The organism is Citrobacter sp. A316, assembly GCF_002042945.1.
Taxonomy (GTDB): Bacteria; Pseudomonadota; Gammaproteobacteria; order Enterobacterales; family Enterobacteriaceae; genus Citrobacter; species Citrobacter portucalensis.
This window is the reverse complement of the sequence record NZ_MVFZ01000015.1, coordinates 138,368-145,048: the sequence shown is the minus strand read 5'-3', so window position 1 is coordinate 145,048 and position 6,681 is coordinate 138,368. Positions and strand designations below refer to the sequence as shown.

At 52.3% G+C, this 6,681-nt stretch carries 9 protein-coding genes; 8 read left to right on the top strand and 1 reads right to left on the bottom strand.

What is annotated here, in order from left to right; translation table 11 throughout:
* The first annotated feature begins 196 nt into the window (after window positions 1–196).
* From arcA to BZK41_RS18415, 5 genes are all read left to right on the top strand, one after another.
* Window positions 197–1,417, top strand: a complete 1,221-nt coding sequence (gene arcA / locus BZK41_RS18435; protein ID WP_079939090.1) for an arginine deiminase — start codon at window positions 197–199, stop codon at window positions 1,415–1,417.
* A 9-nt stretch (window positions 1,418–1,426) separates the two neighbouring features.
* A complete protein-coding gene (gene arcC, locus BZK41_RS18430; RefSeq protein WP_079939089.1) occupies window positions 1,427–2,359 on the top strand; it encodes a carbamate kinase in 933 nt (310 codons plus the stop codon).
* A gap of 55 nt (window positions 2,360–2,414) precedes the next feature.
* Window positions 2,415–3,419, top strand: a complete 1,005-nt coding sequence (gene argF / locus BZK41_RS18425; protein ID WP_003025826.1) for an ornithine carbamoyltransferase — start codon at window positions 2,415–2,417, stop codon at window positions 3,417–3,419.
* 55 nt (window positions 3,420–3,474) lie between these two features.
* Window positions 3,475–4,878 carry a YfcC family protein gene (locus BZK41_RS18420; RefSeq protein ID WP_079939088.1) on the top strand — a complete coding sequence of 468 codons (1,404 nt, stop codon included), beginning with the start codon at window positions 3,475–3,477 and terminating at the stop codon, window positions 4,876–4,878.
* 144 nt (window positions 4,879–5,022) lie between these two features.
* Entirely contained in the window at window positions 5,023–5,502 is a 480-nt protein-coding gene (locus tag BZK41_RS18415) for an arginine repressor (RefSeq protein ID WP_043018242.1), read from the top strand.
* On the opposite strand, the gene BZK41_RS27005 is transcribed toward BZK41_RS18415, so the two are convergent.
* A complete protein-coding gene (locus BZK41_RS27005; RefSeq protein WP_123268762.1) occupies window positions 5,499–5,621 on the bottom strand; it encodes a hypothetical protein in 123 nt (40 codons plus the stop codon). The genes BZK41_RS18415 and BZK41_RS27005 overlap by 4 nt on opposite strands.
* Between BZK41_RS27005 and pyrL the strand changes: the two genes are divergently transcribed.
* From pyrL to pyrB, 3 genes are read left to right on the top strand one after another with little or no spacing between them, the layout of a single operon-like run.
* A complete protein-coding gene (pyrL, locus tag BZK41_RS18410) occupies window positions 5,601–5,702 on the top strand; it encodes a pyr operon leader peptide (protein WP_003025819.1) in 102 nt (33 codons plus the stop codon). The genes BZK41_RS27005 and pyrL overlap by 21 nt on opposite strands.
* The gene (locus BZK41_RS27780; protein WP_106875647.1) at window positions 5,683–5,736 is read left to right on the top strand and encodes a pyrBI operon leader peptide; all 54 of its coding nucleotides are present in this window, start codon (window positions 5,683–5,685) and stop codon (window positions 5,734–5,736) included. The genes pyrL and BZK41_RS27780 overlap by 20 nt, the downstream gene beginning before the upstream one ends.
* Window positions 5,737–5,738: 2 nt before the next feature.
* A complete protein-coding gene (gene pyrB, locus BZK41_RS18405) occupies window positions 5,739–6,674 on the top strand; it encodes an aspartate carbamoyltransferase (protein WP_003025818.1) in 936 nt (311 codons plus the stop codon).
* Window positions 6,675–6,681: the final 7 nt, after the last annotated feature.

The following is a 6,681-nucleotide window of genomic DNA, read 5'->3' as shown; positions in this document are numbered from 1 at the left end:
TTTCTAATTCTCAGAGCCATATCATAAATTAAACAACAAAAGCCAAATATCGACCTGACTGTGAAATAAATCACATTTCCTCATCAAATAAGATCTAAATATAGATTCTGAAATCAGCTGAAAAATCATGACTGCGATAAATATTATTTGCAGGCATCTCCTCTTTATTTTTTAAAATAGTATTAAAGGAATAATGATGGAAAAGCATTATGTCGGGTCGGAAATCGGTCAATTACGTAGCGTGATGCTACATCGCCCTAACCTCAGTTTAAAAAGGCTGACGCCCTCAAATTGCCAGGAACTGCTTTTTGATGATGTTCTTTCGGTAGAACGTGCAGGTGAAGAGCATGACATTTTCGCCAACACGTTGCGTGAACAGGGAATTGAGGTTCTGTTACTCACTGATTTATTGACACAAACCCTGGATATCCCTGATGCCAAAAGCTGGCTGCTGGATACACAAATTTCTGATTATCGCCTTGGCCCCGCTTTCGCCACGGATATTCGCGCCTGGCTTGCAGATATGCAGCACCGGGAACTCGCCCGGCATTTAAGCGGTGGGCTGACCTATGGAGAAATTCCTGCCTCAATCAAAAATATGGTGGTCGATACTCACGATATTAATGATTTCATTATGAAGCCATTACCAAACCACTTATTTACCCGCGACACCTCATGCTGGATATATAACGGTGTGTCAATTAACCCAATGGCAAAAACAGCGCGGCAACGAGAAACCAATAACCTGCGGGCGATCTACCGTTGGCACCCCCAATTTGCTGATGGTGAATTTATTAAATACTTCGGCGATGAAAATATTAATTACGACCACGCCACATTAGAAGGTGGAGATGTGCTGGTCATTGGTCGCGGTGCCGTTCTCATCGGTATGTCGGAACGCACAACGCCGCAGGGAATTGAGTTCCTTGCCCAGTCGCTATTCAGCCATCGTCAAGCAGAACGCGTCATCGCGGTCGAACTGCCTAAACATCGCTCCTGCATGCACCTCGATACCGTAATGACCCACATCGATATCGATACCTTCTCCGTCTACCCGGAAGTAGTACGTCCGGATGTGCAGTGCTGGACCCTGACACCAGACGGTCGCGGCGGACTGAAAAGGACGCAGGAAAATACGCTGCTCAATGCTCTCGAGAAAGCGCTTGGCCTCGACCAAATTCGCCTGATCACCACCGGCGGCGATGCCTTCGAAGCTGAACGCGAACAGTGGAATGACGCAAACAACGTCCTGACGCTGCGCCCCGGTGTGGTAGTGGGCTACGAGCGCAACATCTGGACCAACGAGAAATACGACAAAGCAGGCATCACTGTTTTACCCATTCCTGGCGACGAACTTGGACGCGGACGCGGCGGCGCACGCTGCATGAGCTGCCCACTGGAACGCGACGGTATTTAAGGAAAAGTCATGGAAAACAAACCTACCCTGGTTGTAGCTCTGGGCGGCAATGCATTGCTTAAACGCGGCGAGCCGCTGGAAGCTGACATCCAACGCAAGAATATTGAGCTGGCGGCAAAAACTATCGCGCAGCTCACGCAACAGTGGCGCGTGATCCTGGTACACGGCAATGGTCCCCAGGTTGGACTTTTGGCGTTGCAAAACAGTGCGTATGCCAGCGTTACCCCCTATCCGCTCGACATTCTCGGCGCGGAAAGTCAGGGAATGATCGGCTATATGCTGCAACAGGCGCTGAAAAACCAGCTTCCACAGCGTGAAATTAGTGTGCTGCTGACACAGGTTGAAGTCGATGCTCACGATCCGGCTTTCAGCAATCCCACCAAATATATCGGGCCGATTTACGACGCTCACCAGGCTAGCGCATTGCAGGCGGAAAAAGGCTGGGTTTTCAAAGCTGATGGCAAAGCGTTCCGCCGCGTTGTGCCCTCTCCACAACCTAAACGCATCGTTGAAAGTGACGCTATTCGCACGCTGATCGCCCGCGATCATCTGGTTATCTGCAACGGTGGCGGCGGTGTCCCGGTAGTGGAAAAAGCCGATGGTTACCACGGTATTGAAGCGGTGATCGACAAAGATCTCTCCGCCGCCCTGCTCGCCAGCCAAATCCACGCCGATGCGCTGCTGATCCTGACCGACGCTGATGCCGTGTATCTCGACTGGGGCAAACCTACCCAGCACCCGCTGGCCCAGGTCACGCCGGAACTGCTCGGCGAAATGCAATTCGACGCCGGTTCAATGGGTCCCAAAGTCACCGCCTGCGCGGAATTTGTCTCTCGCTGTCACGGAATAGCAGGCATCGGCTCATTGGCTGACGGTCCGGCCATCCTCGCCGGAGACAAAGGCACGCTCATTCGGCTCGAAACCACCGACGCTAACGCGTAGGGCTTTTTTGCCGGATAGCAACTGCGCCTTATCCGGCCTACATAAGGACATTTTCATGACTGTTAACCTGAAAAATCGCAATTTTCTCAAACTGCTGGACTACACCCCAACGGAAATCCAGTACCTGATCGATCTGGCTATCGAGTTAAAAACGGCAAAAAAGGCCGGGCGCGAAAGACAGACGCTGGTCGGTAAAAATATCGCGCTGATCTTCGAAAAAACCTCAACCCGCACCCGCTGTGCCTTTGAAGTCGGCGCTTTCGATCAGGGCGCACAGGTAACCTATCTCGGCCCAAGCGGATCGCAGATCGGCCATAAAGAATCAATGAAAGATACCGCCCGCGTGCTAGGCCGCATGTACGACGGCATTGAATATCGCGGATACGGCCAGGACATTGTGGAGGAGCTGGGGCAATTTGCCGGAGTTCCTGTTTGGAATGGACTGACAAATGAATTTCACCCCACCCAGATCCTCGCGGATCTGATGACCATGCTGGAACACGCGCCGGGTAAAACCTTGCCGGAACTGAGTTTCGCTTATCTCGGTGACGCCCGCAATAACATGGGTAATTCGCTGATGGTTGGCGCAGCGAAAATGGGGATGGATATCCGTCTGGTCGCACCTAAATCCTTCTGGCCTGACGAGGCGCTGGTTGCCGAATGCCGTGAAATTGCCAGCGTGACTGGCGCACGCATTACGCTCACAGAGGATGTTGAGGAAGGCGTATACGACGTCGATTTCCTCTACACCGATGTCTGGGTCTCTATGGGCGAACCCAAAGAAGCCTGGGCAGAACGCGTTAGCCTGATGACGCCCTATCAAATTAACCAGCGGGTCATCAACGCAACCGGTAACCCCAATGTGAAATTTATGCACTGTCTACCCGCCTTCCATAACGAGCACACAAAGGTTGGACGTGAAATCGAAATGGCCTACGGCCTGAAAGGACTTGAAGTCACTGAAGAGGTTTTTGAGTCAGCTCATTCCATCGTCTTCGACGAAGCAGAGAACCGGATGCATACCATTAAAGCGGTAATGGTAGCGACCCTCGGCGACTAACCCCAGCGGGCATATGTCGCCTGACGGCATATGCCCAAGCTATCCGGAGAACATTATGGGCAAATTCAAATTTCCCAGCGCATATACCATCCTGTTTATTCTCATTGCACTCGTCGCCGTTATGACCTGGATAGTCCCGGCAGGGAAATACCAGATGGCGATGAATGCCACTCTGGGCAAAGAAGTGCCGGTTGCCGGTACTTATGCCCCGACAGAGGCGCATCCGCAAGGTTTTACCGCTGTACTGCTGGCGCCGATTGACGGGCTTTACAACCACGAAACCTACACCGCAGGCGCAATTGATGTGGCGTTGTTTGTCCTGATTATTGGTGGGTTTCTCGGCGTGGTAAACAAAACAGGCGCCATCGACGCAGGTATCGAGCGCGTGACGGTCAGGTTGAACGGTAAAGAGGAGTGGATGATCCCTATTCTGATGGGACTTTTCGCCGCCGGAGGTACGATTTACGGGATGGCGGAGGAATCACTCCCATTCTACACATTGCTGGTTCCGGTAATGATGGCCGCACGCTTTGATCCGTTGGTTGCCGCCGCCACCGTTCTGCTCGGCGCGGGTATTGGCACACTTGGCTCGACAATCAACCCTTTCGCAACGGTTATCGCAGCTAACGCTGCCGGGATACCCTTCACCCAGGGAATGCTGATGCGCATTCTGCTGCTGGTCGTCGGCTATGTTATCTGCGTGGTCTGGGTCATGCGCTATGCACGGAAAGTTCGCAGCCATCCTGAACTTTCCATCGTGGCAGATAAAATGGAGGAAAACCGCGTCCATTTTCTCGGTAGTCGCGCCAATGCCAACCTTGAATTCACAGCAACGCGTAAATGGATCCTGCTGATTTTTGCTGCTGCCTTTGCGGTCATGATCTATGGGGTGGCGGTGCTCGGGTGGTGGATGGCTGAAATTTCCGGGGTTTTTCTTGCATCTGCAATTATCGTCGGTGTTATCGCCCGCATGAGTGAGGAGGAGTTTACTGGCACGTTCATTGACGGGGCACGTGACCTGCTTGGCGTCGCGCTAATTATTGGTATTGCACGCGGCATCGTGGTGGTGATGGATAACGGCATGATCACCCATACTATTCTGCACAGCGCGGAAAATGTCGTCTCCGGCCTTTCCTCCACCATTTTCATCAATGTGACCTACTGGCTGGAAGTTTTGCTCTCCTTCCTGGTTCCTTCCTCTTCTGGCCTGGCAGTTCTCACGATGCCCATTATGGCCCCGCTGGCCGACTTCGCGCATGTACCCAGAGATCTGGTCGTCACCGCGTATCAATCCGCTTCCGGCATTGTGAATCTGATTACGCCCACCTCAGCCGTTGTGATGGGCGGGTTGGCCATCGCCCGCGTTCCTTACGTGCGATACCTGAAATGGGTCGCCCCGCTCCTGCTCATTTTGACGTTACTGAACATGGCCGTCCTGAGTATCGGCGCGATGCTGTAACCCTTTTGGCCGTCGGATCCCGACGGCTTTTTTGAGCGCTCTCTCGTTTTTCTGCACAACCGCCCGTTTGAGCCGTTATTGATACTGCAAATGTGGTGAATTTCGCCATCACATTGATACAAATGATAAATTTAGGGTGTTTTTATGAAGGAATTCGATGATTACTCGACCAAAGAGCAGAAACAACTGGCGATTTGTCAGCGCCTGATTACTGAAAAAAGCTACCTGTCCCAGGAAGCGCTTCGCCGCGATCTACAACAGCATGGTTTTACCGGAATTAGCCAGTCAACGGTATCCCGGCTGCTGAAACTGCTCGGGGCTATAAAAATAAGAAATACAAAAGGGCAAAAAATTTATTCTGTAAATCCACAATCACGCCCCGCTCCTGATGCAGCCAGATCGATTGCTGAAATGGTGGTCAGCGTGGAACATAATAGCGAGTTTATCCTCATTCATACTGCAGCGGGTTATGGCCGTGCCGTTGCCAGAATCCTCGATTATCATGCGTTACCAGAGATTCTAGGTGTTATCGCTGGCAGCAGTATTGTCTGGGTCGCGCCGCGAGTAGTGCAGCGAACGGGGTTGGTTCACAAGCAGATTAACTATCTATTTAAAATGAATTAAAATTCATAAGAACCGTTTGCGATGAATAAATTGTGCATTTTCCGCTTGATCCCATAACGGAGCTGAGTATAATCGCGGACAATTTGCCGGGAGGATGTATGGTTCAGTGTGTACGACATTTTGTCTTACCGCGTCTGAAAAAGGACGCTGGCCTGCCGTTTTTCTTTCCGTTGATCACCCATTCCGAGCCCCTCAATTGAGGGGCTTTTTTTTTGCCCAGGCGTCAGGAGATAAACATGGCTAACCCGCTCTATCAAAAACACATCATTTCCATAAACGACCTCAGCCGCGATGACCTCAATCTGGTCCTCGCAACGGCGGCGAAATTAAAAGCTAACCCACAGCCGGAGCTGTTAAAGCATAAGGTTATCGCCAGCTGCTTCTTTGAAGCGTCAACCCGTACCCGTTTATCCTTTGAAACCTCCATGCACCGCCTGGGCGCCAGCGTGGTGGGTTTTTCTGACAGCAGCAACACCTCTCTGGGCAAAAAAGGCGAAACGCTGGCCGATACCATTTCCGTCATCAGCACCTATGTCGACGCCATCGTAATGCGCCATCCGCAGGAAGGCGCCGCGCGTCTGGCTACGGAGTTCTCCGGTAACGTTCCGGTACTAAACGCAGGCGACGGCTCCAACCAACATCCCACCCAAACGCTGCTGGATCTGTTTACCATTCAGGAAACTCAGGGCCGCCTGGACAATCTGCACATCGCCATGGTGGGTGACCTGAAATATGGCCGTACCGTCCATTCCCTGACCCAGGCGCTGGCGAAGTTCGAAGGTAACCGTTTCTACTTCATCGCCCCGGACGCGCTGGCCATGCCGCAATACATTCTGGATATGTTGAACGAAAAAGGTATCGCCTGGAGCCTGCACGGCACCATTGAAGAGGTGATGGCGGAGGTCGATATTCTCTACATGACCCGCGTACAGAAAGAGCGTCTGGACCCGTCCGAATACGCCAACGTGAAAGCGCAGTTTGTCCTGCGCGCCAGCGATCTGAACGGTGCCAGAGCGAACATGAAGGTACTGCATCCGCTGCCGCGTATCGATGAGATCACCACCGACGTCGACAAGACGCCGCACGCCTGGTATTTCCAGCAGGCTGGCAACGGCATCTTCGCCCGCCAGGCTTTACTGGCACTGGTACTGAATAGCGAACTGGCACTGTAAGGGAGAA

Bases quoted from the DNA above. Each gene is read 5' to 3' on its own strand.
- arcA (WP_079939090.1), top strand. From the start codon at position 197: ATGGAAAAGCATTATGTCGGGTCGGAAATCGGTCAATTACGTAGCGTG.
- arcC (WP_079939089.1), top strand. From the start codon at position 1,427: ATGGAAAACAAACCTACCCTGGTTGTAGCTCTGGGCGGCAATGCATTG.
- argF (WP_003025826.1), top strand. From the start codon at position 2,415: ATGACTGTTAACCTGAAAAATCGCAATTTTCTCAAACTGCTGGACTAC.
- BZK41_RS18420 (WP_079939088.1), top strand. From the start codon at position 3,475: ATGGGCAAATTCAAATTTCCCAGCGCATATACCATCCTGTTTATTCTC.
- BZK41_RS18415 (WP_043018242.1), top strand. From the start codon at position 5,023: ATGAAGGAATTCGATGATTACTCGACCAAAGAGCAGAAACAACTGGCG.
- pyrL (WP_003025819.1), top strand. From the start codon at position 5,601: ATGGTTCAGTGTGTACGACATTTTGTCTTACCGCGTCTGAAAAAGGAC.
- BZK41_RS27005 (WP_123268762.1), bottom strand. From the start codon at position 5,621: ATGTCGTACACACTGAACCATACATCCTCCCGGCAAATTGTCCGCGAT.
- pyrB (WP_003025818.1), top strand. From the start codon at position 5,739: ATGGCTAACCCGCTCTATCAAAAACACATCATTTCCATAAACGACCTC.